Below are 25,708 nucleotides of genomic sequence, written 5' to 3'. Positions count from 1 at the left end.
CGATACCATTTATCCAGACTGGATCACGCTTTCAGTCTGACCTTTATGCTACTTTGAACGCAGTCATTTTTATCTGTTTGTCGTTTACCAGGATCCAACATGGAAAAATTTAACCCGGTCGATCATCCGCATCGCCGTTATAACCCGCTGAGCGATCAGTGGGTATTGGTTTCGCCACATCGCGCCAAGCGTCCGTGGCAGGGCGCACAGGAAACGCCGGCGCTGGAAACATTGCCGGCACACGATCCCGACTGCTTCCTCTGCGCCGGTAATACCCGCATCACCGGTGATAAAAATCCCGATTATAAAAGCACTTACGTCTTCACTAATGACTTTGCCGCGCTGATGACCGACACGCCTAATGCGCCGCAAAGCGACGATATTCTGATGCGTTGCGAAAGCGCGCGCGGCACCAGCCGGGTGATCTGCTTCTCGCCGGATCACAGCAAAACCCTGCCGGAACTGCCGCTCAGCGCGCTGGAAGAGATCGTACGTACCTGGCAGGAACAAACCGCCGATCTCGGTCAGCACTACCCGTGGGTGCAGGTGTTTGAAAACAAAGGTGCAGCGATGGGCTGCTCTAACCCCCATCCGCACGGTCAGGTATGGGCAAACAGCTTTTTGCCGAATGAGGCACAGCGGGAAGACCATCTCCAGCGTCGCTATTACGCCGAAAAAGGCACACCGATGCTGCTGGACTACGCCGCGCGTGAACTGAACGATGGTAGCCGTACCGTAGTAGAAACCGACCACTGGCTGGCGGTGGTGCCCTGGTGGGCCGCGTGGCCGTTTGAAACGCTGCTGCTGCCAAAAGCGCAGGTGAAACGCATCACCGATCTGACCGACGCGCAACGCAAAGATCTGGCGCTGGCGATCAAGCTGCTCACCAGCCGCTACGACAACCTGTTCCAGTGCTCCTTCCCCTACTCAATGGGCTGGCACGGCGCGCCTTTTAACGGTGAAGCCAACGATCACTGGCAACTGCACGCGCATTTCTATCCGCCGCTGCTGCGCTCAGCAACGGTGCGCAAATTTATGGTTGGCTACGAGATGCTGGCCGAAACCCAACGTGATTTAACGGCAGAACAGGCGGCTGAACGCCTGCGTTCTGTCAGCGATGTCCATTTCCGCGAGGCGCAATAAATGTCATTAAAATCCATTACACAACAGACGTTCGTCGAGACATTTGGTTATCAGCCGAGCCACAGCATTCAGGCACCTGGTCGCGTTAACCTGATTGGTGAACACACCGACTATAATGATGGTTTCGTGCTGCCCTGCGCCATTGATTATCAAACCGTGATTGCCTGTGCCAAACGCGATGACCGCCAGGTGCGCGTGGTGGCGGTGGATTACGATAACCAGCAAGACAGTTTCTCACTGGATGCGCCGATTGAGCCGGTAAAAGAACCGATGTGGGCCAATTATGTGCGCGGCGTGGTGAAACATCTGCAAAAACGCGATGCCAGCTTTGGCGGCGTGGATATGGTGATCAGCGGTAACGTGCCGCAGGGCGCGGGCCTGAGTTCTTCGGCGTCGCTTGAAGTGGCGGTGGGCACCGTGTTCCAACAGTTGTATCAACTGCCGCTCGACGGCGCAGCCATTGCCGTGAACGGTCAGGAAGCGGAAAACCAGTTTGTCGGTTGTAACTGCGGCATCATGGATCAGTTGATCTCGGCGCTGGGTAAGCAGGATCACGCCATGCTGCTGGATTGCCGTAGCCTCAGCACCCGCGCCGTTTCGATGCCGGCAGATGTGGCAGTGGTGATCATCAACTCCAACTTCCGCCGGACGCTGGTGGGCAGTGAATACAACACCCGTCGCGAGCAATGTGAAACCGGTGCACGTTTCTTCAATAAACCCGCGCTGCGCGATGTCACCCTGGCGGAATTCGAAGCGGCTGAAGACAAGCTCGATCCGCTGGTGGCAAAACGTGTCCGTCATGTGATTACCGAGAATGCGCGCACGCTGGAAGCCGCCGACGCGCTGGCAGCGGGCGATCTGACGCGAATGGGTGTTCTGATGGCCGAATCACATGCCTCAATGCGTGATGATTTCGAAATCACCGTACCGCCGATTGACCAGTTGGTGGAGATCGTCAAAGCTGAGATCGGACCGCGCGGCGGTGTGCGAATGACCGGTGGCGGCTTTGGCGGCTGCATCGTGGCCCTGATGCCAACCGATTTGGTGGATCAGGTGAAAGCGGCAGTGGCCGGGCAGTATGAAGCCCAAACCGGTATCAAAGAAACCTTCTACGTGTGTAAAGCCTCTGAAGGAGCTGGCCAATGGTAAATGATGTGCAATCACATGCACCGGATGGACAACCGTGGCGCATTACCGTGTTACGTAATCACAACGGTATGGTGGTGACGTTTATGGACTGGGGCGCGACCTGGCTGTCGGCGCGCGTGCCAATGCGGGATGGTAGCGTGCGTGAAGCGCTGCTCGGCTGCGCCACGCCATCCGACTATCTGCACCAAGATGCGTATCTCGGTGCCACGGTTGGCCGTTATGCCAACCGTATCGCCAACGCCACGCTGAAGCCGCTGAATCTGGCACTGGTGGCCAATCAGGGTGCGCATCAGCTACATGGCGGGCCGCAAGGATTTGATAAACGTCGCTGGCAGATCATCAGCCAGAGCGAAACCGAGGTGCATTATCGCCTCGACTCGCCGGATGGCGATCAGGGATTCCCCGGCAATCTGATTGCTGACCTGCGTTATCAACTTGATGACGACAATTGCCTGTCGATTAGCTATGTAGCGAGCACCGATAAGCCCTGCCCGGTCAACCTTACCAACCATGCTTACTTCAACCTTGACGCGCATCATGGCGATGCGCGCCAGCATCGCTTACAACTGCTGGCAGACCGTTATCTGCCGGTCGACAATGAAGGCATCCCCAATGCGCCGCTGAAAGCGGTAGAGGGAACCAGCTTCGATTTTCGTCAGCCGAAAACCGTCGCCGATGACTTCCTCGCCGATGACGATCAGAAAGCGGTAAAAGGTTATGACCATGCGTTTCTGCTGAATACCGCTGGTGACAGCAGCCAGCCCGCCGCCCGACTGTGGTCGGCCGACGGTAAGCTGGAGTTGAGCGTATTTACCGCTGCCCCGGCGCTTCAGTTCTACTCCGGCAACTATCTGGAGGGAACGCGCGCCCGCGAGCAGGGAAGCTATACTGCTTTCCAGGGCATCGCCTTAGAGAGTGAATTTTTACCGGATTCGCCCAACCATACTGAGTGGCCGCAACCGGATTGTTGGTTGCAACCCGGCGACAGCTGGCAGTCGGTGACGCGCTATCGCCTCACCCCGCACTGACCCGCCGGATGAAAAACGCGCACTGCGTCGCTGACAGGCTTACGCAGTGCGATGTTTTCCGCTATGGTATGGCGCTATCAGTGAGCCGCTTCATCAGGTGGCCGCCGCCGGTTTCTATAATACATCAAGCATTAAGGAGTTAAGCTATGGCCGTAACTAAGCTGGTTCTGGTGCGCCACGGCGAAAGCCAGTGGAATCAGGAAAACCGCTTCACCGGATGGTACGATGTGGATCTGTCCGACAAGGGTCGCACCGAAGCCAAAGCAGCCGGTCAGCTGCTGAAGAAAGAAGGTTTCGTATTCGATTTTGCCTACACCTCCGTGCTGAAACGTGCCATCCACACCCTGTGGAATGTACTGGACGAGCTGGACCAGGCCTGGCTGCCGGTTGAAAAATGCTGGCGTCTGAACGAACGTCACTACGGTGCGTTGCAGGGTCTGGACAAAGCAGAAACCGCTGCCAAATATGGCGACGATCAGGTGAAACAGTGGCGTCGCGGCTTCGCGGTTACTCCGCCAGAACTGGATCGCAGCGATGAGCGTTTCCCGGGCCACGACCCGCGTTATGCATCACTGACTGATGCCCAGCTGCCGACCACCGAAAGCCTGGCGCTGACCATCGAACGTGTGATCCCTTACTGGAACGACAGCATTCTGCCGCGCATCAAAAGCGGTGAGAAAGTGATCATTGCGGCACACGGTAACTCGCTGCGTGCGCTGGTGAAATACCTCGACAACCTGAGCGAAGACGAAATCCTCGAACTGAACATCCCAACCGGCGTGCCGCTGGTGTATGAGTTCGACGAGAACTTCAAACCGCTGAAACGTTACTATCTGGGCGATGCCGACGAGATCGCTGCGAAAGCAGCCGCGGTGGCAAACCAGGGTAAAGCGAAATAAAAAAGAAGGCCAGACGCAAGTCTGGCCTTTCTCTTTATCGCGCTGTTATCAAACCCGCGCGATAAATCGCGCCGCTACGGAAATTAACCGCGACGCTGTTTCACCGCCTGAGCCAACTGACGCAATACTTTGTCAGTATCTTCCCAGCCAATACAGGCATCGGTCACGCTTTTGCCGTATACCAGCGGCTCACCGCTGTCGAGGCTCTGGTTACCTTCCACCAGGTTACTCTCCAGCATCACACCGGTAATACCTCGCTCACCACCGGCAATCTGCTGCGCAACATCTTCCGCCACCACCATCTGGCGCTGGAACTGTTTGCTGCTGTTGGCGTGGCTGAAGTCGATCATCACCTGTGGTGTCAGGCCCGCTTTCTCCAGCCCGGTTTTCACCGCTGCCACATGATGGGCGCTGTAATTCGGCTCTTTGCCACCACGCAGAATGATATGACAATCTTCGTTGCCGCTGGTTTCGACAATCGCTGAATGACCATACTTGGTGACCGACAGGAAGCAGTGCGGCGCGCTGGCAGCACCAATGGCGTCAATCGCCACTTTGATGGTGCCATCGGTGCCATTTTTGAAACCTACCGGACAGGAAAGACCGGAAGACAGCTCACGGTGCACCTGTGATTCGGTGGTACGCGCACCAATCGCGCCCCAGCTCATCAGATCCGCCACGTATTGCGGGGTGATCATATCAAGGAACTCGCCTGCCGCAGGCAGACCGGTATCGTTGATATCCACCAGCAATTTGCGCGCCAGACGCAGGCCGTCGTTGATCTGGAAGCTGCCATCCATGTAAGGATCGTTGATCAGCCCTTTCCAGCCCACGGTGGTACGGGGTTTCTCAAAGTAGACACGCATTACCACTTCCAGCTCGCCGCTCAGCTCATCGCGCAACTTCAGTAAACGCCCGGCATACTCTTTGGCGGCTGCGGTGTCATGAATCGAGCACGGCCCGATGATCACCAGCAGGCGGTCATCTTCGCCATGCAGAATACGGTGAATAGCCTGGCGGGCTTTCGCGACGGTCTGTGCCGCGCTATCAGTCGCGGGAAATTTTTCAAACAACGCAACAGGAGGTAATAATTCTTTGATTTCTTTAATTCTTAAATCGTCGTTCTGGTAATTCATACTTAGTCCATTCAATTTCTGGCCCGGCGCGCGCCGGACGCAACCCGTCCACTGTAGCCCGTCAGACTAGCGCTGTAAATTACCCGCGCGGGGAAAGGGTATAAGTGAAATTTGCATTTATGCGGTTTTGCACTAGACTTTTAATAGTAAGCACCATGTATTGAATAAACTTCATTAGTTAAATTCACACATCACATCTTCGATGGAATTATATTCCGTCGGGGTGCTTTGTTTTCGTCAAACTGCACCATCGGGTTCAAGACGGCAACTGTCATTAATTAAAGGAGCATAATGATGAATAAGTTTGCAATTATCTTTCTCACGGCAGCAATGACACTTGGTAGCGGAGCAGCGATGGCGGCTTCGGATAGTAACGGGACAACTAATCAGGCTGCGGATGCCGGTGCGGCGGCTGGCGGCGCGAAACAGAATCTGCCACCGAATAAAGTTGATAATAGCAAAATCAACAACACTGATGTGAATAGCGCGGCAACGTCGGGTAGTACTGACAGCAGTAATATGTCTGCCAGCGAAATTCATAAAAATAGCCAGTGTAAAGAAGGGAAATGTCCGGACATGAACAAAAAAGTCCAGACGCAAAAAGGCAGCGGTGAGGTTAATACCAAAACCGACGGTACCAGCCAGTAAGCCTGTTCAATCAGGTCGTCATCTTTAGGGTGACGACCTGTCCATTAACTGACCCAGCCCTTCAACGCGGCAAGCTGGCGATCCAGGGTGAAGACCTGCCAGTCAACCCGCTGCGAACTCAGGGTGAATATCGCGGTAGCGAGGGTGTTTTCGTCATCCGGGTCCTGCGGTGATAAACGGTAGATCGGTAGCTCAGCATCATGCTGGTCCGACAAAATCGCTTTTGCCGCATCCTCGTCCAGTTCTGACTGACTGGCCTGCCAGCCTTTTAATCTTGCCTGGCGTGAAGCTGAACTGGCGGTGATAACCTGCTGAACATCGTCCATCACCGGGTGAACAAGGTGATTGGCATGGCCCATCACATTTGTTACCTGCACCACGGAACAGCCCGAACCGGTGGCCTCCACACTGAATACACGACCGTCGCCCATCTGTCCCAGCGTATGGTGAAATGCCCCGGCACGCGTATGCGTGGTTAATTGCAGAACCGCCTCGTCCAGCGTGGCGGCGTTTAACGCCGCGCGGGCCAGCACCTGACGCGGTAAACCCGCCGGGCGGTGCAGCGCACGGATATTATTCACCGTGTTGACGATGCCCTTCTCGTTAACTGCAAAGGTATGACCGGGAATTGAGCCGGGATAAGCAAAGCTGGTGAACCCCAGCCCGTCATTCGGCGTGATGCTGACCAGCGCGCAATCCTCGCGCAGCTGCGGGAAACCATCCTCGTTATGGGCGATGATAATCTCACCGGTCACGCGACTACCCGCCACGGTAGTACAACCGTCCGAAGTGGAACGCACCAGATCGCCACGGCAGTTCCAGGCGAGGACCTCGTCAACCGGGACGCCCAGCCCCTGCGCCATACCTTCCAGCTCCTGCCAAATCAGCGGATACTGCGCGATCACCGCAGCGCGCATTGCCTGGAGTTGTGCCGATCCCTGCATGGCGATCACCGTTTGCCACAGCCGGGTTTGCGTCAGCTTCTGATGCCAGGCATCACGGCCAAACTCACCTAATTGCTTACCGACGGCAAATGCGGATCCACTGATTGCGATTTTTTTCATGGTGTTATCATTCACTTATATTCAGGAAACGTGCTGCAAAAACTCTTTCAGACGCGGATTGCTGCTGGCGTTGAGCAGAATATCAGGCGGGCCATCTTCCGCAATGGTGCCACCATCAATAAAGATTAGTCGCGATGCCACATCACGCGCAAAACCGATCTCATGGGTGACGATCACCATTGTCATGCCTTCATCCGCCAGCGAGCGCATCACCTTTAACACCTCATGGCGCAGCTCCGGGTCGAGGGCCGACGTCGGTTCGTCAAACAGCATCATTTTCGGCTTCACCGCCAGCGCACGGGCAATCGCGACACGCTGCTGCTGGCCGCCGGACAACTCGGAGGGATAATGATTGGCACGTTCACGCAGCCCGACGCGATCCAGTAGCGCCAGCGCCTGTTCGCGTGCCGCCGCTTTACTCTGCTTACGCACGCGAATTGGGCCAAACATCACGTTCTCCAGCGCGGTCAGATGCGGAAACAGGTGAAACTGCTGGAACACCATCCCTGCTTCGCGGCGGATATCACACTCATTGGCGTGGGGATCGGTGATGTGCATGCCTGCCACCAGCAGGGTGCCGGAAGAAATCTCTTCCAACTTGTTAATACAACGCAGCAGCGTTGATTTGCCCGATCCCGATGGACCGATGATCACCACCACTTCCCCGGCTTCAATTTTTAAATTGATATCGTGCAGCACCTGAGTCGCACCAAAATGCTTGGAGACCGCATTAAATTCAACCATGCTCATAAAATATGGATCCTTTTCTCCAGTTGCTTCAGCAGGAAACTCAGGCACAACGTCACCAGCAGATAAATCAGCGCGACCGCGGTCCAGACTTCCAGTGCGCGGAAGTTGCCCGCAATAATTTCCTGGCCCTGACGCGTTAGTTCAGCCACGCCAATGACAATAAATAATGAGGTGTCTTTAATGCTGATAATCCATTGATTCCCCAGCGCCGGAATCATACGACGTAACGCCAGCGGCATGATCACGTACCATAGTGTACGGCGCTGGGAGAGACCCATCGCCAGGCTGGCCTCTTTAAAACCTTTATTAATGGATAAAATGGCGCCACGGGTAATTTCTGCAATATAGGCACCAGAGTTAATAATAATGGTGACAATCGCGGCGCTCACCGGATCGATACGAATTGGTAACACCATCGGCAATGCGAAGTAAATAAACATCACCTGCACCATAATAGGTGTACCACGGATCAGCTCAACGAAAATTAATGATATCGTTTTCGTGATACGGCCACCCAGGGCACGGCAGGTTCCCGCCAGCAGGCCAATCACAAACCCACCAAGCAATCCCGTCAGGGAAATAATCAACGTCAATTGTAATCCCTGTAATAACAGCGGCAGGGATTCCCATATATATTTGGTTTCGAAATTCATAGCACGACCAATTCAGCTAAATTCAGGCCGGTTTTCACCGGCCTGACAGGATTATTTAGGTTGTTTATCAAACCACTTTACGTAGATTTTGTTGTAGGTGCCGTCGGCGCGTAATGCTTTCAGCGCCGCATTAACTTTTGGCGTCCAGCTGCTGTTTTTCTGCATTGCGAAACCGTACTGCTGCGGCAGAATGCTGTCGGTTTCTCCGGTAGATTTCACTTTGCCATCACCGGCAGTTTTCACGTAATAGAGTACGTTCGGTGAATCGTGCACCACGGCATCCAGATTACCGGCCTGCAAATCAAGGTAGGCGTTGTCGATATTCGGGAACTCAACGTAATCCGCTTTATATTTGGCTTTCATAAAGCTGGCCGCCGCAGTGCCCTGTTTCAGGCCCACTTTTTTACCCGCCAAATCGCTGAATTTGGTGATGGCGTTATCACTGCTTTTAACCGCCATTAATAAATCGGCGTCATAATAACCATCGCTGAAATCCACCACCTGTTTGCGAGCATCGGTGATGGTAATCCCGGCCATTGCCACATCCAGATTGCGTGATTGCAAGCCCGGAATTAAACCACCGAAGTCCATTGGACGTAATTCATAGCTGACATGCATTTTCTGTGCAATGGCATCCCATAAATCGATATCAAAACCGACATATTTATCGCCTTGTTTAAATTCAAACGGAACAAAAGCGGTATCCACACCCACCACCAATTTATCCTGGGCCGTAGCAACAAAACTGGCCGAACAGGCAACGAGTGCCAGCGTGACTTTTAATTTTGAAAAAAATGCAGACATAATAACCCTCAGCGTCAGTGAAACAGCAGGCAGTAGCATTCGCGCAGCACAATAAATATTGGCTACCATTATTCATCAATGTTATTCAGCACGGGGAATAAGGGCGCGATGCCTGCCCTTATTTTCGAGTGAACCACTTATGCGGGGATAATAAAATCCCTGGTGTCGGGTACTGGCGTCTGTGCGCCATTCATTATCATGGAAAGAAAACTGTAATAACCGTTGATACCGATCAGGTCGACCACACCTTTCTCACCCCACAGGGCGATGGCCTGTTGCCAGGTGTCATCATTCACTTTTTTCTGTTGATGCAGCTGCTGGCAGAAGTGATACAGCACCCACTCATCATCCTGTAAATCTTCAGGCAAGCGTTGCTCGTTAATCGCCTGCACCGCGTGGGCGGAGATCCCCTTCTCCCGTGCGATAGGGGCGTGAATCGCCCACTCAACCGGCTGTGACCAATGGCGCGCCGTAAGCAGAATCGCCAGCTCCGACAGGCGCTGACCCAGCGCACTGCGATAACGCAGATATTCACCCATACGTTGTGCATGCGCCATCAACTCCGGACTGCGTAACAGCGGTTCAAACGGTGGCAACAAGGCACCGCGCGGTCCGTTGATGATCTCTTCAGCCAACTGACGCTGTTCTTCGCTCCATTGCTGTTCAGCCAGCGGCGGTAAACGATTCATAATTAACGCCCCGCCAGCTTGCGCGTTTCTTCGCTAATTACCTGATGCAGCGTATCCACCACAAAATCCAGTTGTGGGCGAGTGACGATGAACGGTGGTGCGATCAGGATATGATCGCCATATTGACCGTCGAGGGTGCCGCCCATCGGATACACCATTAAACCACGCGCCATACATTGCGCTTTGATTGCCGCATGCAGCTTCAGTGCCGGATCGAACGGGGTCTTGCTGGCTTTATCCTGCACCAGTTCCACGCCCGCGAACAAACCGCGCCCGCGCGTGTCTCCGACATGCGACAACTCACCTAACACCTCACGCAACGCCTGTTGCAGATATGCCCCCTGCTGCTGTACCTGTGCCAGCAGGTTGTCGCGCTCAATAACTTGCTGTACCGCCAATGCCGCTGCGGCCGCCGTGGCGTGACAGATGTAAGTATGACCATGCTGGAACAAGCCACTGCCCGCCTGTAATGCCGCGACAATTTTTTCGCTCGCCAGCACCGCACCAATCGGCTGATAACCGCCACCTAAGCCTTTGGCGATGGTGACAATATCCGGTATCACGCCGTCCTGCTCAAAAGCATGCAGGGTGCCGGTACGTCCCATGCCGCACATCACTTCGTCGGCGATATACAGGATGCCGTACTTGTCGCATAAACGGCGCACACCCTGAAAATAGCCGGGGGTTGGCGGCGTGGCACCGGTAGTCGCACCGACCACCGTTTCCGCGCAGAAACCAATGATTTTCTCCGGCCCGGTGGTCAGAATCGCTTCTTCCAGTTCATTCAACAGACGCTGGGTATATTGCTGCTGGCTTTCATCGTCACGACGATCGCGATACTCATTGCATGCCGACACGCGAACCACATCCATCAACAAAGGGGCAAACTGACGGCGACGCCACTCATTGCCCCCTACCGCTAACGCTCCAAGGGTATTACCGTGATAACTCTGCTTGCGGGCAATAAAGGTGGTGCGCTCAGGCTGACCAATCTCAACAAAATACTGACGTGCCAGTTTTAGCGCCGTCTCAACCGCTTCGGAGCCGCCAGAAACGAAGTAGGCATAGTTCAGATCGCCAGGGGCAGTGCGGGTTAATTGCGCAGCCAACTGTTCAACAGTTTCACTGGTGAAAAAGCTGGTGTGCGCATAAGCCAGTTGATCAATCTGGCGGTGCATGGCGGCCAGCACCTCGGGATGACCATGCCCCAGGCAGGAAACTGCCGCGCCCCCGCAGGCATCGAGAAAACGCTTACCATGAATATCGGTGATGTAAGCCCCCTGCGCGCTCACCGCCACGGCTGGCGTGGTACGAAGGCTGCGGTGAATGATCTGACTCATGCTTTGTTCCTGTTCCTGAAAACGCTTGTGCTCGATATTGATTGCATCTTGCATGATCCATTTGAATCACGTCAATGCAAATATGATACAAATGCATTTCATTTTCTTATGACAGGAACAAATGGATCAGCCGTCAGGATTTGCCAGGGATAACGTAGGCTCCCGAATCAATCAGATAACGTTCCGCGCTCTCAATCTTGCTGACCGCTTCGCGTCCATGACGCGCCACCAGCATCGCCAGCAGGCATTCCGCTAACCCCATACCCGACACCACCGAAGGGAAGAAGGAAGGACTGTCGATAGAGAACAACAGGGTACAATCTGCCGCCTGTGCCAGTGGGGAAACCGGGGAATCGGTAATGGCGATGATACGCGCACCGGCCTCAGTTGCCGCGTGCAGGACATCCAGCGATTCGCGTGAATAAGGCGCGAAGCTGGTCAGCAGCACACAATCTTTGCCACTTAACTCGCGGGTAAAGACTTCGATGTTACTCGCCAGACCATCAATCAATGACACCTTACGGTTAAACAGCCGGTAGACATAAAACAGCGACCAGGCGATGGGGAAGCTGGCACGAAAACCGCAGATATAGACGTTTTCCGCCTCATCCAGCAAGGTGACTGCCTGCTGCATTGCCTGTTGGTTTTCTGTCTGGGTAAAGGCCAGATTGGCCTGATGCGCCAGAAAAACCTCTTCATACAGCGCTGGCTGGGTGCCTTTCGCAATCAGTTTTTCCGCTTTGGATACATATGTATCATTGCGCAAGCCCAGATCATCAATCATGGCGCTTTTCAGTTCACCCCAGCCTTGATAACCAAGGCGCTGCGCCAGCCGCAGCAATGTGGCAGGTTTGACGCCGCCTTCAGCGGCAAAAGCGCGCATCGACAACACCACCAGTTTGTTGGCATGTTGCAGGGAAAATTCGGCGGCACGCTGTAACTCTGGCGAGAGTGAACTGAACTGACTGACAATATTTTCCCGTAGATTCATCGCGTTTCGTCATCATAAAAAGGGTAACGGCACGATGTTAACACTCATACGCCGGGGAGATAATGAATATTCCCCTGCTTTTCCGTTATGCTAAAACAACGAAAACGACAGGACAGGATTATGGCTGCGCTGCTGCTTATTGATGATCACCCGTTAGTTGAAGTCGCGCTGAGTGCTGCCTGCGTCAACTCCCCGATTCCGTTACAGCTGTACGCCGCCGGTGACGAAGCCCAGGCGCGCCAATTGCTGCAACAACAAGCTATCGACCTGGTTATCCTTGATATTGGCTTACCGGACAGCGACGGGCTGGAACTGTTGCGTCGTCTGCGCATACATCATCCCGACTGTCCGGTACTGATCTATTCAGCGGAGCAGAGTCGTCATACCCTGCTGCGCGCCGCCTCGCTAGGTGCTGCTGGTTATGTGGTGAAAAGCCAGAGCATGGCGCAGTTGCTGAGTGCAATTCTCGCGGTGCTGGGCGGGCAACAGGCGTTTCCAGCCTTGCCAGAACGCATCGATTTACCACTGACCGAAAAAGAGCAGCAGATTGTTGCCCTGCTGGCTCGCGGCCTGTCGAATTTGCAGATTGCTGAACAACTGCATATCAGCAACAAAACCGTCAGCACGCATAAGAAGAACATCCTCGAGAAAACCGGGGTGCATTCGGTGGTTGAACTGGCTGAACTGTGGAAAGCACATCAGTGAGACGTCTGCTTTTGTTGCTGGTCTGGCTTTTCAGCACCGTGGTACAGGCCGATTTACAACCTGCCAGCAGCGTGATGCTGCCGTCAATGATGCCTGCGCCACACAGCACGCCGTGGTCGTCCTCTCCCCTGCGCGTGGCGCTCCCCGCGCAAAATAGCGCGCCCTGGGTGATGCGCATCGGCGATCAGATTTGGGGTGTCGACGCTGACTATCTGAGCGCGCTCAGCCAGCTCACGGGCAGCCACTTCGTGTTGCAAACCTATGCCGATCGTGACCAGCAACTGGCCGCGCTGGCGCGCGGTGAGGTTGATTTGGTGCTAAGTACCAACCACGCCTCCTTATCACCTGACATTCTCCTCAGCGATAGCTGGTACACCAGCCCGGTGCGTATCTACCGCAACCGCGAAAATCAACGCGCCGTGATGTTCAATAGCCACAATGCGCAACTCACCGTGGCCCAATCCACGCTGGCGCAGCTGCCGGAAAATTTTGTGCGTGCGCATCGCTGGTATGCGTTACCGGGGGATCTTCAGGCGCTGTATGCGCTGCTCAATCAGCAAAGCGACTACCTGGTGGCTGACCAAACCAGCGCCGGATTTCTGCTCAGTCAGTTGCAGCAGGGGCAGATCTACCAAATCACCGCTGACCCGGGTGCCGGAGATCTCACCCTGCGAGCGATGGCTCGCGATCCGGCCCTGATCCAGTGGCTTAATCAGCAACTGCGTCTGCTGCCTGCCGAATTCAGCAACCGGGTTCAGCAGCGCTGGAGTCCCCCGCTGCTGCGTTATCAGGATACGCAGACGCTGATGCTTTCTGCGACGGAGCAGCAGTGGCTGACGCAACATCAGCAAATTCCCTATGCCGCTGAGGCTGATAACGCCCCCTGGAGCTATCGTGATGCCAATGGCAACCCACGGGGTTTTGCTATTGATTTACTCAACGCACTCAGCCAGAGCACCGGCCTGCATTTCACCCCGCACTGGGTGGCGAATCCACAACAGGCGGCCACCTTGCTCCAGCAGCAACAGGTGATGCTCAGCGTTCTGCCTGCGCTGGACGGCACCACCACGCTACCGGTATGGCGTGCCATCTGGGGCATTTACACCCTGTCGACGCACCAGCCCATGAACTGGCAGGCGCTTCAGGGACAACGCGTAGGTATCTTGCGCGACGACCTGGCACAACGCATGCTGCCCGGTGGAATTAACGTCCAGGTTTTTGACGACCGTGCCCAGTTGTGGCAGGCGCTGAGTAACAACCAAATCGATGCGCTGGTGGATAATGTGCTATCGGCACGTTGGCGCATCGCCAGCCATTATGGTGAGCGCATCCATCTGGCGTTTGCCGCTAGTGATATTGCCTGGCCACTGGCCCCGCAAATCAGCGATCAACAACCGGTGTTGCGTGCCTTGCTGGATCGGGCGCTACAGCAAATCCCACCGGAAACCCTCAACCAGATGCGCGATAACTGGTCGGTGCCGCCACAGCCCGGCACCAGCATGGCGATGCGTAATGTGCCGCTACTGGTGCTGATTGCCGCGGGTATCGCGATTCTGGTGCTGCTGGTGCTGCTGATACGTCGCTACCTGCAACAACGGCGCGAACGTCTGCAACGCGAGCAGGCCGAGCGGGCCAATGCCGCGAAAAGTCAGTTTCTTGCCACCGCCAGCCATGAGCTTCGTACACCAATGCAGGCGATTCTGGGCCTGCTGGAGCTGGAACAACAGCAACATCCCAGCGCCCGGCTGGAACTGATGCACAGCAGCGCACGCTCGCTGATGGCATTGCTGAATGATTTGCAGGATCACGCGCGCATCGAGAGCCACAGTTTTCGCCTGGCACCGCGCCCGTTGAATTTGTCGCACTGGCTGCAACAGCAGCAGCAGTTCTATCATCCGTTAATGCGGGATGCCGGCCCACAGCTGGTGGTGGAGGCGTTAACTCGTCTGCCCGGCACGGTACTGCTGGACGGCGACCGCCTGCAACAGGTGGTGAATAATCTGGTGGCGAACGCGCTGAAGTTTACCCGTCAGGGTGATATCCGCCTGACGCTGGCGGTCAATGACGCCATCGTGTTGGTGGTGACGGATAGCGGCAGCGGCATCCCGCAAGAGGAGCAGGCGCAGTTATTTGAACCCTGGTATCAGGCACCGTCCGGTAAAGCCCTCGCCGTGCAGGGCAGCGGTCTTGGCTTGTTTATCTGCCGGGAGATTGTGCAGCGCATGGGCGGTAGCCTGACGTTAACGTCAGCACCGGGGACGGGCACCCGCGTTGAGGTCACGCTGCCGCTCACCCTTGTCGACAGTCAGACGGAAAGCGATTCTGCCGCCTGGCCGCACTATCCGCAGCTACGCGTGGCGATTGTCGACGACCATCCCACCAATTTGCTGGTGATGCAGCAGCAACTGGCGCTTTTTGCCATTCATGCCGAGGTGTTTGATGAGGGGCGCGCATTGCTGCGCGCGGATGCCCGTCAGCCCTTTGACCTGCTGTTTATTGACCAGATGATGCCGCGTCCCAACGGCCTCACGCTGTTGCGGATCCTGCGTCGCCGCCAGCGACAACGTGGCGATAATGCGTTGCGGGTGATCTGTTCCGCAGATGCGCAGCTGGTCAAGCTGCCGCTTCAACCCAGCGAAGCGCTGCTGGTAAAACCGATCACGCTGAATGATGTTGCCCCCTTGCTGGCGCGCGCCAGCCAGGACCCGCTGATACAGCTATCCGACAGCCTGCATATCCTTGCGCAGCACAACGCCAGCATGATTCCGCGCATTTGTCAGACGTTGCAACGCACGATGCTACAGGACCGCGACACCCTGCTGACCGCCAGCACCGCGCAGAATTGGCCAGCACTGGCGCGCGCCGCACATCGGATGAAAGGCAGCTGGCTGTTGCTGGGGATGGACGAGGTTGCGTCCCATTGTCAGCAACTGGCAGAAGCCGCCAAACAGCAACGGCTGGAACCAGAGCAACTCAATTTACTGATATCATTAACGAACAGGTTACTGAAAAAACTGGAAAGTTATGGCACACACCCATTCTCACAACACGCCTGACGGCAACCATACCCGCCTCGCGGCGGCCTTTGGCATTACCGCCCTGTTTATGTTGGTCGAAGCGATTGGCGGTTGGATCTCCGGTTCGCTGGCCCTGCTGGCGGATGCCGGTCATATGCTTACCGATACCGCCGCCCTGTTGATGGCGCTGCTGGCTGTGCAATTTTCCCGACGCAAACCGAATGCGCGTCATACCTTTGGCTTGTTGCGTCTCACCACGCTGGCAGCCTTTGTCAACGCGATTGCCTTGCTGGTGATTACCGTGATGATTGTCTGGGAGGCGTTACGGCGCTTTTATCAACCGCAGCCGGTCGCCGGTGGCCTGATGCTAACCATTGGCGTGGCCGGTTTGCTGGCGAATTTGCTCTCCTTCTGGCTGCTACATCATGGCAGCGAAGAGAAGAACCTTAACGTGCGCGCAGCCGCCCTGCATGTGCTGGGGGATTTGCTGGGTTCGGTCGGTGCTATTGTCGCGGCGGTGATCATTATGTTCACCGGCTGGACGCCGATCGATCCGATTCTGTCGCTGCTGGTGTCGCTGCTGGTGGTACGCAGCGCCTGGTCGTTGCTGCGTGAGAGCTTGCACGAACTGCTGGAGGGCGCGCCCGGTCATATCAATGTTGATAAGCTCAAACGCGAACTGACTCTGAATATCGCTGAAGTGCGCAATGTCCATCATGTGCATTTATGGCAAGTGGGCGAGAAACCGGTGCTGACGCTGCATGTACAGGTGATCCCGCCTTATGACCACGACGCGCTGCTGGTGCGCATTCATCGCTACCTGCACCAGCATTATCAGATCGCTCACGCCACGGTGCAGATGGAGTACCAGCCCTGTAGCGGGCCGGATTGTGAATTGTGCTTCGACTCAGGGAGTACGCAGCATGACCCGCATCATCATGCCGGTCATGTGCACCAACATCATTAAGAGGAGAGCGCATGCGAGCCATGTTCGCGTGCGCTTTTGATCCACAAACGGGAACCGTTCAGCGCGATCAGCGTCAGGATGGCGTACTCCAGCGACATGGCATAGACGCCCTGACGGGCAAAAATCATCACGCTGATGACATTGATCACCACCCACAGCAGCCAATTTTCCACGTATTTACGCGTCATCAGAATCATCGCCACAATCGACAACACCATCATGCTGGAATCCCAGAACGGGAAGGCATCCGGTTGTAATTGCGGCATCACCACCTGCAACCCCAGCCCCTGCATGATGCCTACCGCGCTGCGGGTCAGGAAGGCAAACACCGGATCAATCCAGAAGGTCATCAGCGCGATGGCAATGACGCATACGGCCCCCCAACCCAGCGCTTTTGGCAGCGGCAGCCAGCGAATTTTCAGCTCCGCTTCCTGCGCTTCATTTTGCCGACTCCAGGCATACCAGCCATAGACATTGGCGACAAAGAAAAACAGTTGCAGCAGCAAACTGGCGTAGAGCTGGATCTGGAAGAAGATCACCGCAAACAGGGTAACGTTGATCAGGCCGAAGAAATAATTGATGATTTTTTCCAGACTGGCCAGCCAGATACACAGCAGGCCAGCCACGGTGCCAACCGCTTCGATCCAGGAAAGATCGTAGCCGCCGACGCCGAGAGGAATATGAACCAGAATGTTTTGTGTGCTAAAGAAATCCATAACGGGCACCTGTCTGAAAGGTGCAGCGCGTCAGGCGTTCCCTTTCACCTTGAGTTTGAGTTCCGCTGCAAAGGATAGCATGCGGTTGAGTGGCAGCAACGCCGCTTCGCGTAATCCATCATCGACATGGATTTCGTGCTCACTGCCGCCCTGCGCTAACCCTTCGGCAATCGCTTTCAACCCGTTCATTGCCATCCACGGGCAATGCGCACAGCTGCGACAGGTGGCCCCTTCTCCGGCAGTCGGTGCTTCCAGCAGCTCCTTTTCCGGTACCGCCTGCTGCATTTTGTAGAAGATGCCGCGGTCAGTGGCGACAATCATCTGCGGATGCGGCAGGCTTTTCGCCGCCTGAATCAGCTGGCTGGTAGAACCGACTGCATCGGCCAGATCGACAATCGCCTGAGGGGATTCCGGGTGGACCAGCACTGCGGCATCAGGATAGAGCGCCTTCATACGTTGCAGCGCCTGGGTTTTGAATTCATCGTGTACGATGCAGGCCCCCTGCCAGCACAGCACATCCGCGCCGGTTTTCTGCGTAACGTAGCGCCCCAGATGACGATCCGGTGCCCAGATGATTTTCTCACCGAGGCTGTCGAGATGTTCAATCAGTTCAACCGCGATGCTGGAGGTCACAACCCAATCAGCGCGGGCTTTAACCGCTGCCGAGGTGTTGGCATACACCACCACGGTACGATCCGGGTGCGCATCGCAAAAGCGGTTGAACTCATCAATCGGACAGCCCAGATCGAGCGAGCATTCCGCCTGCAAGGTAGGCATCAGCACGGTTTTTTCCGGGCTGAGAATTTTCGCGGTTTCGCCCATAAAACGCACCCCTGCCACCAGTAGAGTGGAGGCCGGATGAGTGCTACCAAAACGCGCCATTTCCAGCGAATCCGCTACGCAGCCACCGGTGGCTTCCGCAAGAGCCTGAATTTCTGGATCGGTGTAATAATGCGCCACCATCACCGCATCGCGTTCTTTTAGTAACCGTTTAATTTCTCCGATATAAAACGATTTTTCATCCTGGCTGAGACGCGCCGGTTTCGGCGGGAAGGGGTAGATCGCGCTTTCAGGATCGAACATCAGGCTCATGACACGGCTCTCGGTTTTCTTAATTTAACAAAATCGCCTTACATGGCGATTAAGATGGCACAAAATCCGCCATCGTGTTTTATATGCTAAACAAGATAGCGGATCTCACCGAGCGTGTCGTGTTTTTTTTACCCAAAGCAGAGTGGCTGTGACGCGGTTAGCGTTTTGGCATCCCTTCCAGTTCCAGCAGGAAGGCTTTGACCGGCAAGCCACCGGCAAATCCGGTCAGTTTGCCATTGCTGCCAATAACACGATGGCAGGGTGCCACAATCGACAGTGGATTCTTACCGTTGGCCGCACCGACGGCCCGCACCGCTTTAGGATTACCAATTTGCTCGGCGATCTGGCGATAGCTGCGGGTTTCACCAAAAGGAATGGTGATCAACGCCTGCCAGACTTTTTTCTGAAACTCAGTGCCGACGGTGTCATAGGGCAGGTCAAACTGCTGACGCTGCCCGGCAAAGTATTCGCCTAGCTGGCGTTCGGTTTCACATAAGATCGGATGCTGGTCATCACGGCTGATCGGCTTGAGCGGCACGCGTTGTGATCCTTCGTTCTCCCACAAAATCGCCGATAGTCCTTTATTGCTGGCAATTAAGGTGAGATCGCCCACAGGGGTAGCGATAATTTTTGCATGATACATAGTGCGCCTCCGGCTTGATATCTGTGGTGCATTATCGCACTTTTGCTGCCATAAACTGGCTGTTTTCGGTCATGCAGATAAACTGGTTAGCTGTCCGAAAGCAGCGAGTTTTCGTCGCCAGGCTGCGCGAGGATGCGGTTTATTTGCTGGAGAAGATGATGTTTGATCCCGATATTGCTTACCAGGCGCTGACATCGCGCGACAGCCGTTTTGACGGCTTGTTTTTTGTTGGTGTGACATCAACCGGCATCTATTGTCGACCGATCTGCCCGGTTAAAGCCCCAATGCAGAAAAATTGCCTGTTCTTTTCCAGCGCTGAAGCGGCAGAGAAGGCCCATTTTCGCCCCTGTCTGCGGTGCCGCCCGGAACTGGCTCCCGGTTTTGCCCCGGTTGATAGTCACCATCGTATCGCCGATCGGCTGATCCGCCGCATTGAAGAAGGCCTGCTGGAAGAGCAGGAAACGCTGGCGGAGATTGCCAGCGAGTTTGGTCTGAGTGAGCGCCAGCTGCGCCGCGTAGTGCAACAGGAACTGGGCGTATCACCGATCGAATTACGGCAAACCCGGCGCATGTTGCTGGCGAAGCAGCTATTGACTGAAACCTCGCTGCCAATCACGGAAATCGCCTATGCCAGCGGTTTTAACAGCCTGCGCCGATTCAATGATGTGTTCCAGGCCCGCTATCGTATGACGCCATCCCGCCTGCGCAAACAGGCTTCCCCTGCCCCCGGCACACCGTTGCAGGAGAGCGCGGAACTCCGCCTGAGTTATCGCCCGCCTTATGACTGGGAGGCGATACTCGATTTTCTGCAACAGCGCGTGATGAAGGAGGTGGAATGGGTGTCAGAAGGCGTTTATCACCGTACCGTGGCGCTGGGCGGTTGTCAGGGCTGGGTACGCGTCAGCCACTATCCTGAGAAACAGGCGCTGAAGGTGCAATTCACCACCAGCCTGACGCCGGTGTTGCCCGCCCTGCTACGCCGCCTGCGCGATTTGTTCGATTTGGATGCCCAACCGCAGCGAATTGCCGACCAGTTAGCCCAGGACCCGTTACTGGCACCGAGTCTGGCAAAGTATCCCGGCCTGCGAGTGCCAGGCGCGTTTGATGGTTTTGAGCTGGGAGTGCGGGCGATTCTCGGTCAGCAGGTGACGGTCAAGGCGGCGACGACGTTGAGTAGCCGTGTGGCACAGCGTTTTGGCGAGCCCATGATAACGCCGTGGCCTGAGCTGTCGCGCCTCTCTCCCAGCGCAGAAACGCTGGCGGCTGCAACCCAGGATGATATCGCCAGCCTTGGGATTGTCAGCGCACGTTCCCAGGCGATCATCGCACTGGCTCAATCCTGCGCCTCGGGTGTCTTACGTTTTAATGGCGCGGTAAATCCGGATGTGGTGCAGCAGCAATTGCTGGCGTTGAAAGGGGTCGGTCCATGGACCGCCAGCTATATCGCGATGCGGGCGCTGCGCTGGCCGGATGCGTTTCCCAAAGAGGATATCGCGATTCGTAACAATCTGGGCGGCGTAAGTGCTAAGGAAGCGGAACAACTGTCGCAGGTGTGGCGTCCGTGGCGCAGTTATGCGGTGCTGCATATCTGGCGTAGCGGTGCGATTGATCGCGCAGAAAAGCATGATTCGTAACGGTCATAAAAGAGCGCGATAAATCGCACCGCTACGCATCCGAATCCCGGGAAAGCAAAAAGGCGCCTTTAGGGCGCCTTTCTACATATTGGTGGGTCGTGCAGGATTCGAACCTGCGACCAATTGATTAAAAGTCAACTGCTCTACCAACTGAGCTAACGACCCGCTCGATGAGGGCTTACAACCAGAGTGACCAGATGGTGGGTCGTGCAGGATTCGAACCTGCGACCAATTGATTAAAAGTCAACTGCTCTACCAACTGAGCTAACGACCCATCGTGGTTGTGAAGCAAACTGAAGAAAACACTGAACCGATTAGAGGTTGAGATGGTGGGTCGTGCAGGATTCGAACCTGCGACCAATTGATTAAAAGTCAACTGCTCTACCAACTGAGCTAACGACCCATCTTCAGCGCTGCCGATACTTGTTAAGATATGTCCCGGCAACGGCGGCATATATTACTGATTTAGCGGGGTAGCGCAACCCTTATTTTCCACCAAATTACTCAATTGCTTACCTTTCATGCGGCCAGACCAGAAATCACACGAAATCCGGTCTGTGCTGCACAAATTACAATCCGGCGAGACGTTTCTGCGCCAGCTTTGCCGATTCGCTGTTTGGGAATTGTTTGATCACTTGCTGGTAGACCGCTTTAGCTTTCGCCGTGTCGTTCTTCTCCTGCATGATCACCCCAACCTTAAACAACGCTTCTGCGGCTTTCGGCGATTTTGGGTAGTTTTTTACCACAGTGGCAAAATAATAGGCCGCATCGTCCTTTTTGCCCTTGTTGTAAAACAACTGCCCCAGCCAGTAATTGGCATTGGGCTGGTAAGTCGAATCAGGATAACGCTTCACCCATGCCTGCAACGCAGTAATGGCCTGATCGTACTGCTTCTTCTCCAGAATCAGCGCTACAGCGGCATTGTAGTCGCTGTTGGCATCACCGCTTTGTGTCGGCGCTGCGGTTGCTGCGCTGTCACTGCTGCCTGCGGTGGCAGCACCAGCATCAGCACCACCGGCGGCTGCCGCTGCATCACCACCACCGCTGGCCTGAGCACCATTATTACCGCTGCTCAAACTGTCAATCTGCTGGTAGATCTGCTTCTGGCGTTCAATCACCTGATTAAGCTGATAGGTGTTCTGCTGAATTTGCCCGCGCAGCGAATCGATATCGCTTTGGTTGTCACTCATCTGCTGCTGCAACTGCTGCAAAAGCTGAGCCTGGGCATTGGAGATTCGTTCAAGAGTGGTGACACGGTCTTCGACCGAGCCTGAGCCAACGCTACTGATTGACGCCTGGGCATTAGCGGCCCAGGGGGCCGCTACACCAACCAGTAACGACAGACTCAAGAGATGAAGTCTGAAGTTACTCATCATGTGATTATCTTAGTAAACCAGAACGGCACGACGGTTTTTAGCGTAAGCCGCTTCGTCGTGACCCAGAACTGCCGGCTTCTCTTTACCGTAAGAAACGATAGACATCTGATCAGCTGACACGCCTTTACCCTGCAGGTACATTTTCACTGCGTTAGCACGACGCTCGCCCAAGGCGATGTTGTATTCCGGCGTACCGCGCTCATCCGCATGACCTTCGATGGTCACTTTGTAAGACGGGTTGCTACGCAGGAAAGCAGCGTGCTGATCCAGCATCTGAGCGTACTCAGACTGCACGTCATACTTGTCCAGACCGAAGTAAACGATGTTGTTCTGCTGCAGCTGCTGCATTTGCAGACGTGCCTGCTCGTCAGAAGACATGTTACCGTTCTGGCCAGAACCGTAAGCGCCATCAGCACCCATACCAGTCTGGTCGTTGTTGTTGTTTTTGTGAGAGCTACATGCAGCCACTGCGATAACCGGCAGAGCCAGCATCAAACCCTTCAGCACTTTGTTCAGTTGCATTTCTTTATCCTATTATTTTGTTTGCCATACATATGATCCCCCACCTCAGCAGGGGATTGATGCATCACAGATACGGCGACCAGGCAGGTGATTTTACCTGTCCATCAGTTGCCGGAAGACGCGCTTTGAAACGCCCATCGGTTGAAACCAACTGCAACACGGAACCCATCCCCTGAGTAGAGCTATAGATTACCATCGTGCCGTTAGGAGCCAGACTTGGCGTCTCATCCAGGAACGTGTCCGTTAACGTTTGAACGGCTCCCGTTTCCAGATCCTGTTTGGCGACATGCTGAGCACCACCGGCGCTGCTGATCATCACCATTGTTTTACCGTCGGCAGACACATCCGCATCCTGGTTCTGTGAACCTTCCCAGGTAATACGTTGTGGCGCACCGCCGTTAATGCCAATTTTGTAAATCTGTGGCGCACCGGCCTGATCCGAGGTGTAAGCCAGGGTCTGGCTATCCGGGAACCAAGTGGGTTCGGTGCTGTTGTAACGCCCATCGGTAATCTGACGAATCTGACCTGAACCCAGGTCCATCACATACAGATTCAAGCTACCGGTTTTAGACAGGGCAAATGCCAGTTTAGAACCATCCGGCGAGAAGGCTGGCGCACCGTTGTGGCGCGGGAAAGAAGCCACCTGGCGAATCGCACCATTTGCCAGCGTCTGCACTACCAGCGCAGATTTACCGCTTTCAAAGGTCACATAAGCCAATTTGCTGCCGTCCGGCGACCAGGCCGGTGACATCAACGGTTCCGGCGAACGATGCACCACAAACTGGTTGTAACCATCGTAATCAGAAACGCGAAGTTCATACGGGAACTGACCACCGTTGGTCTGTACCACGTACGCGATACGGGTACGGAAGGCACCTTTGATACCGGTCAGCTTCTCAAACACTTCGTCACTGGCAGTGTGTGCGGCATAACGCAGCCACTGCTTCGTCACTTTGTAAGAGTTCTGCGCCAGTACCGTGCCCGGTGCACCACCGGTATCCACCAGTTGGTAAGCGATCTGGTAGCTGCCATCGGCATTCGGGGTGACCTGACCTACCACGACAGCGTCGATACCCAGTGCGCTCCAGGCGGCAGGCTGAACCTGCTGTGCGCTGGTCGGCTGCTGCGGCAGACGTGAGCGATCCAGCGGATTGAATTTACCGCTGTTACGCAAGTCTGCTGCGACAATGCCACCAATATCTTCTGGTGCAGCGCCCGGACCGGCCCACTGGAAAGGAACCACACCAATAGGACGTGCGGTATTCACGCCCTGCGTAATTTCAATGCGTACTTCCGCGTGCAGCATGGCCGCCCACAGCAGTACAAAAAAACCTAAGGTTACACGAAGTGCCTGCTTCATCTTTTCTCCCTTATCTGAACCTGAGTTCATGATAATTCGCACTGTTCCTGAAAAAACACGGGTACTCATAGAATACGGCAAGCTAACCTTAGTTCAACCTGCCGTATGTTACTGCATTACTGAGGTTTGAAATCCATTGGTGCGTTTTTGAACACCTCATACACCGCCTGTGAAGGTGGCTTCGGTATGCGTGCTTGTTTCGCCGCCGAGACTGCCGCCTGACACAACGCAGGATCGCCACCCTCCGCCCTCACATCAATCAGCAAGCCATCCGGAGCCAGCTTGATGCGCAGGTTACACTCTTTACCTTTGTAGGAATCAGCATCATAGAAACGGCTCTGAATTGCTGCCACAACCTGACCCATATAGGAGTTAATTTCGGCTCCTGAAGCACCGGCTTTCTTCTGATTACCTTGTCCAGCCGCAGCCCCGCCACCGGAAGCGTTCCCACTTTTCGGTGCATTCTTACCGGATGAAAGACCACCCAGCAGATCATCCACAGCGTTTTCATTCTTCGCCGCTTCGGCAGCTGCTTTCTTCTTCGCGTCAGCTGCTGCTTTGGCTTTCGCCGCGGCATCCGCCTTCGCTTTCGCTGCTGCTTCGGCTTTTTCTTTCGCCTCAGCCGCAGCCTTAGCTTTCGCGTCTTCAGCCGCTTTCTCTTTGGCTTCCTGCGCGGCTTTTGCCTTGGCATCGGCCGCGGCCTGCGCTTTCGCTTCGGCATCCGCTTTGGCTTTCGCCTGAGCCGCTGCTTTCGCTTCCTGCGCCGCTTTCTCTTTCGCCGCTTCGGCTGCTGCCGCCTTCGCCTCTTGCTCAGCCTGTTTCTTCGCTTCAGCTGCTGCCTGCTTCGCTTCAGCAGCGGCTTTCGCCTGAGCTTCTGCCGCCGCTTTTGCCTGTGCATCGGCCTGCGCTTTAGCGTCGGCTTTGGCTTTCGCCGCTGCCGCTTCAGCCGCTTTCTGTTCTTCCTGCGCCTGTTTTGCCGCCGCTTCAGCCGCTTTCTGCTGCTCGGCCTGCTGTTTCGCCTGCTCTTTGGCTTCCTGTTGCGCCTGCAAACGCTCTTTCTCCAGCTCTTTCAGACGCTGTTGTTCGGCGGCCTGCTTCTGTTGCAACTCTTCAGCCTGCTGCTGCGCCTGTTTCTCGCGCTGCTGCTCGGCACGCTTGCTATCGCTTTGTTGATTCTGCTGACGATTGTATTGATCGACCACGGCACCCGGGTCGACCATTACCGCGTCGATATCGCTACCGCCGCCACCGCCGCTGGATTCGATTTTTTCGTTAAACGAGCTCCAAATCAGCAAGGCGATCAACACGATGTGCAGAATCACCGAAATGATTATCGCGCGTTTTAACTTCTCGTTTTGCTCGGTTGCCTTCGACACTCTCGG

The 25,708-nt window shown here is 55.3% G+C and carries 24 protein-coding genes and 3 tRNA genes; 9 read left to right on the top strand and 18 right to left on the bottom strand.

Annotation, left to right across the window (positions count from 1 at the left end):
• Window positions 1-99: 99 nt before the first annotated feature.
• The 4 genes from galT (at window position 100) to gpmA (ending at window position 4,219) form a co-directional block, all read left to right on the top strand.
• Window positions 100-1,143 (top strand): galactose-1-phosphate uridylyltransferase, encoded by a 1,044-nt coding sequence (gene galT / locus AC6I8T_RS06035; RefSeq protein WP_497833595.1) that lies wholly within the window; start codon window positions 100-102, stop codon window positions 1,141-1,143.
• Window positions 1,144-2,292 (top strand): galactokinase, encoded by a 1,149-nt coding sequence (gene galK, locus AC6I8T_RS06030; RefSeq protein ID WP_497833594.1) that lies wholly within the window; start codon window positions 1,144-1,146, stop codon window positions 2,290-2,292.
• Window positions 2,286-3,320, top strand: coding sequence for a galactose-1-epimerase (gene galM, locus AC6I8T_RS06025; protein WP_208725039.1), 1,035 nt, complete (start codon window positions 2,286-2,288; stop codon window positions 3,318-3,320). The genes galK and galM overlap by 7 nt, the downstream gene beginning before the upstream one ends.
• 146 nt (window positions 3,321-3,466) lie before the next feature.
• Window positions 3,467-4,219, top strand: a complete 753-nt coding sequence (gene gpmA / locus AC6I8T_RS06020; RefSeq protein WP_013508332.1) for a 2,3-diphosphoglycerate-dependent phosphoglycerate mutase — start codon at window positions 3,467-3,469, stop codon at window positions 4,217-4,219.
• An 83-nt stretch (window positions 4,220-4,302) separates the two neighbouring features.
• On the opposite strand, the gene aroG is transcribed toward gpmA, so the two are convergent.
• Entirely contained in the window at window positions 4,303-5,355 is a 1,053-nt protein-coding gene (aroG, locus tag AC6I8T_RS06015; protein ID WP_497833593.1) for a 3-deoxy-7-phosphoheptulonate synthase AroG, read from the bottom strand.
• Between the two features lie 291 nt (window positions 5,356-5,646).
• On the opposite strand from aroG, the gene AC6I8T_RS06010 reads away from it, so the two are divergent.
• Window positions 5,647-6,003 carry a YbgS-like family protein gene (locus AC6I8T_RS06010; RefSeq protein ID WP_208725037.1) on the top strand — a complete coding sequence of 119 codons (357 nt, stop codon included), beginning with the start codon at window positions 5,647-5,649 and terminating at the stop codon, window positions 6,001-6,003.
• A 44-nt stretch (window positions 6,004-6,047) separates the two neighbouring features.
• Here AC6I8T_RS06010 and AC6I8T_RS06005 read toward each other — a convergent pair whose 3' ends face one another.
• From AC6I8T_RS06005 to AC6I8T_RS05975, 7 genes are all read right to left on the bottom strand, one after another.
• Complete coding sequence (locus AC6I8T_RS06005; RefSeq protein WP_497833592.1) at window positions 6,048-7,067, bottom strand: C45 family autoproteolytic acyltransferase/hydrolase; 1,020 nt, start codon at window positions 7,065-7,067, stop codon at window positions 6,048-6,050.
• A 21-nt stretch (window positions 7,068-7,088) separates the two neighbouring features.
• Window positions 7,089-7,811: a glutamine ABC transporter ATP-binding protein GlnQ gene (gene glnQ, locus AC6I8T_RS06000; RefSeq protein ID WP_036624772.1), complete on the bottom strand. Its 723-nt coding sequence runs from the start codon at window positions 7,809-7,811 to the stop codon at window positions 7,089-7,091.
• 2 nt (window positions 7,812-7,813) lie between these two features.
• A complete protein-coding gene (gene glnP / locus AC6I8T_RS05995; protein ID WP_208725035.1) occupies window positions 7,814-8,470 on the bottom strand; it encodes a glutamine ABC transporter permease GlnP in 657 nt (218 codons plus the stop codon).
• Window positions 8,471-8,521: 51 nt separating this feature from the next.
• Window positions 8,522-9,274: a glutamine ABC transporter substrate-binding protein GlnH gene (gene glnH, locus AC6I8T_RS05990; protein ID WP_208725034.1), complete on the bottom strand. Its 753-nt coding sequence runs from the start codon at window positions 9,272-9,274 to the stop codon at window positions 8,522-8,524.
• A 137-nt stretch (window positions 9,275-9,411) separates the two neighbouring features.
• Entirely contained in the window at window positions 9,412-9,963 is a 552-nt protein-coding gene (locus AC6I8T_RS05985) for a carboxymuconolactone decarboxylase family protein (protein ID WP_208725033.1), read from the bottom strand.
• A gap of 2 nt (window positions 9,964-9,965) precedes the next feature.
• Window positions 9,966-11,303 carry an aspartate aminotransferase family protein gene (locus tag AC6I8T_RS05980; protein WP_497833591.1) on the bottom strand — a complete coding sequence of 446 codons (1,338 nt, stop codon included), beginning with the start codon at window positions 11,301-11,303 and terminating at the stop codon, window positions 9,966-9,968.
• Window positions 11,304-11,436: 133 nt separating this feature from the next.
• On the bottom strand, window positions 11,437-12,294 hold the full coding sequence (locus AC6I8T_RS05975) for a MurR/RpiR family transcriptional regulator (protein WP_497833590.1): 858 nt from the start codon (window positions 12,292-12,294) through the stop codon (window positions 11,437-11,439).
• 120 nt (window positions 12,295-12,414) lie between these two features.
• Here AC6I8T_RS05975 and AC6I8T_RS05970 point away from each other — a divergent pair, with 120 nt between their 5' ends.
• The 3 genes from AC6I8T_RS05970 to zitB are packed head-to-tail and all read left to right on the top strand — an operon-like array spanning window position 12,415 to window position 16,983.
• Window positions 12,415-12,999: a response regulator transcription factor gene (locus AC6I8T_RS05970; RefSeq protein ID WP_021182431.1), complete on the top strand. Its 585-nt coding sequence runs from the start codon at window positions 12,415-12,417 to the stop codon at window positions 12,997-12,999.
• Window positions 12,981-16,055, top strand: a complete 3,075-nt coding sequence (locus tag AC6I8T_RS05965; RefSeq protein WP_497833589.1) for an ATP-binding protein — start codon at window positions 12,981-12,983, stop codon at window positions 16,053-16,055. The genes AC6I8T_RS05970 and AC6I8T_RS05965 overlap by 19 nt, the downstream gene beginning before the upstream one ends.
• Window positions 16,024-16,983 carry a CDF family zinc transporter ZitB gene (gene zitB, locus AC6I8T_RS05960; protein ID WP_021182429.1) on the top strand — a complete coding sequence of 320 codons (960 nt, stop codon included), beginning with the start codon at window positions 16,024-16,026 and terminating at the stop codon, window positions 16,981-16,983. The genes AC6I8T_RS05965 and zitB overlap by 32 nt, the downstream gene beginning before the upstream one ends.
• On the opposite strand, the gene pnuC is transcribed toward zitB, so the two are convergent.
• The 3 genes from pnuC to AC6I8T_RS05945 form a co-directional block, all read right to left on the bottom strand.
• A complete protein-coding gene (gene pnuC, locus AC6I8T_RS05955) occupies window positions 16,980-17,699 on the bottom strand; it encodes a nicotinamide riboside transporter PnuC (RefSeq protein WP_021182428.1) in 720 nt (239 codons plus the stop codon). The two genes, zitB and pnuC, sit on opposite strands and share 4 nt — an antisense overlap.
• Before the next feature lie 30 nt (window positions 17,700-17,729).
• Entirely contained in the window at window positions 17,730-18,791 is a 1,062-nt protein-coding gene (gene nadA, locus AC6I8T_RS05950) for a quinolinate synthase NadA (RefSeq protein WP_208725029.1), read from the bottom strand.
• Window positions 18,792-18,948: 157 nt separating this feature from the next.
• Window positions 18,949-19,434, bottom strand: a complete 486-nt coding sequence (locus AC6I8T_RS05945; protein ID WP_021182426.1) for a methylated-DNA--[protein]-cysteine S-methyltransferase — start codon at window positions 19,432-19,434, stop codon at window positions 18,949-18,951.
• A 158-nt stretch (window positions 19,435-19,592) separates the two neighbouring features.
• Between AC6I8T_RS05945 and AC6I8T_RS05940 the strand changes: the two genes are divergently transcribed.
• Window positions 19,593-21,068, top strand: a complete 1,476-nt coding sequence (locus tag AC6I8T_RS05940; protein WP_208725501.1) for a DNA-3-methyladenine glycosylase 2 family protein — start codon at window positions 19,593-19,595, stop codon at window positions 21,066-21,068.
• A gap of 89 nt (window positions 21,069-21,157) precedes the next feature.
• Here the strand turns inward: AC6I8T_RS05940 and AC6I8T_RS05935 are convergent.
• The 7 genes from AC6I8T_RS05935 to tolA form a co-directional block, all read right to left on the bottom strand.
• A tRNA-Lys gene (locus AC6I8T_RS05935) sits at window positions 21,158-21,233 on the bottom strand.
• A 33-nt stretch (window positions 21,234-21,266) separates the two neighbouring features.
• Window positions 21,267-21,342 (bottom strand) — tRNA-Lys (locus AC6I8T_RS05930).
• Between the two features lie 53 nt (window positions 21,343-21,395).
• Window positions 21,396-21,471, bottom strand: a tRNA-Lys gene (locus AC6I8T_RS05925).
• 166 nt (window positions 21,472-21,637) lie between these two features.
• Window positions 21,638-22,444: a cell division protein CpoB gene (gene cpoB / locus AC6I8T_RS05920; protein WP_208725028.1), complete on the bottom strand. Its 807-nt coding sequence runs from the start codon at window positions 22,442-22,444 to the stop codon at window positions 21,638-21,640.
• 9 nt (window positions 22,445-22,453) lie between these two features.
• Window positions 22,454-22,966 (bottom strand): peptidoglycan-associated lipoprotein Pal, encoded by a 513-nt coding sequence (gene pal, locus AC6I8T_RS05915; protein WP_013508313.1) that lies wholly within the window; start codon window positions 22,964-22,966, stop codon window positions 22,454-22,456.
• A gap of 64 nt (window positions 22,967-23,030) precedes the next feature.
• On the bottom strand, window positions 23,031-24,326 hold the full coding sequence (tolB, locus tag AC6I8T_RS05910) for a Tol-Pal system beta propeller repeat protein TolB (protein WP_208725027.1): 1,296 nt from the start codon (window positions 24,324-24,326) through the stop codon (window positions 23,031-23,033).
• A gap of 116 nt (window positions 24,327-24,442) precedes the next feature.
• The gene (gene tolA, locus AC6I8T_RS05905; RefSeq protein WP_021182421.1) at window positions 24,443-25,702 is read right to left on the bottom strand and encodes a cell envelope integrity protein TolA; all 1,260 of its coding nucleotides are present in this window, start codon (window positions 25,700-25,702) and stop codon (window positions 24,443-24,445) included.
• Between the last annotated feature and the right edge of the window lie 6 nt (window positions 25,703-25,708).

This window comes from Pantoea sp. X-Soil-OKNW-556, from assembly GCF_059730695.1.
The sequence above is the reverse complement of the archived record's forward strand: the minus strand, read 5'-3'. Positions and strand labels throughout refer to the sequence as shown.

Coding starts and splice junctions, on each gene's coding strand:
- galT (WP_497833595.1), top strand. CDS start 100: ATGGAAAAATTTAACCCGGTCGATCATCCGCATCGCCGTTATAACCCG.
- galK (WP_497833594.1), top strand. CDS start 1,144: ATGTCATTAAAATCCATTACACAACAGACGTTCGTCGAGACATTTGGT.
- galM (WP_208725039.1), top strand. CDS start 2,286: ATGGTAAATGATGTGCAATCACATGCACCGGATGGACAACCGTGGCGC.
- gpmA (WP_013508332.1), top strand. CDS start 3,467: ATGGCCGTAACTAAGCTGGTTCTGGTGCGCCACGGCGAAAGCCAGTGG.
- aroG (WP_497833593.1), bottom strand. CDS start 5,355: ATGAATTACCAGAACGACGATTTAAGAATTAAAGAAATCAAAGAATTA.
- AC6I8T_RS06010 (WP_208725037.1), top strand. CDS start 5,647: ATGATGAATAAGTTTGCAATTATCTTTCTCACGGCAGCAATGACACTT.
- AC6I8T_RS06005 (WP_497833592.1), bottom strand. CDS start 7,067: ATGAAAAAAATCGCAATCAGTGGATCCGCATTTGCCGTCGGTAAGCAA.
- glnQ (WP_036624772.1), bottom strand. CDS start 7,811: ATGGTTGAATTTAATGCGGTCTCCAAGCATTTTGGTGCGACTCAGGTG.
- glnP (WP_208725035.1), bottom strand. CDS start 8,470: ATGAATTTCGAAACCAAATATATATGGGAATCCCTGCCGCTGTTATTA.
- glnH (WP_208725034.1), bottom strand. CDS start 9,274: ATGTCTGCATTTTTTTCAAAATTAAAAGTCACGCTGGCACTCGTTGCC.
- AC6I8T_RS05985 (WP_208725033.1), bottom strand. CDS start 9,963: ATGAATCGTTTACCGCCGCTGGCTGAACAGCAATGGAGCGAAGAACAG.
- AC6I8T_RS05980 (WP_497833591.1), bottom strand. CDS start 11,303: ATGAGTCAGATCATTCACCGCAGCCTTCGTACCACGCCAGCCGTGGCG.
- AC6I8T_RS05975 (WP_497833590.1), bottom strand. CDS start 12,294: ATGAATCTACGGGAAAATATTGTCAGTCAGTTCAGTTCACTCTCGCCA.
- AC6I8T_RS05970 (WP_021182431.1), top strand. CDS start 12,415: ATGGCTGCGCTGCTGCTTATTGATGATCACCCGTTAGTTGAAGTCGCG.
- zitB (WP_021182429.1), top strand. CDS start 16,024: ATGGCACACACCCATTCTCACAACACGCCTGACGGCAACCATACCCGC.
- pnuC (WP_021182428.1), bottom strand. CDS start 17,699: ATGGATTTCTTTAGCACACAAAACATTCTGGTTCATATTCCTCTCGGC.
- nadA (WP_208725029.1), bottom strand. CDS start 18,791: ATGAGCCTGATGTTCGATCCTGAAAGCGCGATCTACCCCTTCCCGCCG.
- AC6I8T_RS05945 (WP_021182426.1), bottom strand. CDS start 19,434: ATGTATCATGCAAAAATTATCGCTACCCCTGTGGGCGATCTCACCTTA.
- AC6I8T_RS05940 (WP_208725501.1), top strand. CDS start 19,593: ATGTTTGATCCCGATATTGCTTACCAGGCGCTGACATCGCGCGACAGC.
- cpoB (WP_208725028.1), bottom strand. CDS start 22,444: ATGATGAGTAACTTCAGACTTCATCTCTTGAGTCTGTCGTTACTGGTT.
- pal (WP_013508313.1), bottom strand. CDS start 22,966: ATGCAACTGAACAAAGTGCTGAAGGGTTTGATGCTGGCTCTGCCGGTT.
- tolB (WP_208725027.1), bottom strand. CDS start 24,326: ATGAAGCAGGCACTTCGTGTAACCTTAGGTTTTTTTGTACTGCTGTGG.